Source organism: Pseudomonas sp. Kh14 (assembly GCF_900291005.1).
Taxonomy (GTDB): Bacteria; Pseudomonadota; Gammaproteobacteria; order Pseudomonadales; family Pseudomonadaceae; genus Aquipseudomonas; species Aquipseudomonas alloputida.
In genome coordinates, this window is sequence record NZ_OLKJ01000213.1 from 1 (window position 1) to 252 (window position 252).

1 protein-coding gene is annotated in these 252 nt (G+C 58.3%); it reads left to right on the forward strand.

What is annotated here, in order from left to right; translation table 11 throughout:
• Positions 1-252, forward strand: a 252-nt coding sequence (locus FQ668_RS27870) for a hypothetical protein (RefSeq protein WP_144180826.1), incomplete at both ends; no start/stop codon positions are given.

The window sequence follows — 252 nt, forward strand, 5'->3', positions numbered from 1 at the left end:
CACGCTCACCACCCCGCGCAGCCGGATGCCTCTCACGCTGTCGCGCAAGGAATTAAATGCCGAAATAAAGGCAGGACTGTCGTTCCGGAAGATCGATAAAACGCCTGCTGCGCCGCTGCCAAAACAAAAACCCGCTATCAGCGCCAACAAGCTATTCACCGACGACGCGGCGGCGAAAGCGCGTGAGTTGCTTCGCAAGAAGCTTTCGGGCAATACGCTGAACAGCGGTATCGACCCGGAGCTGTTGCAGGC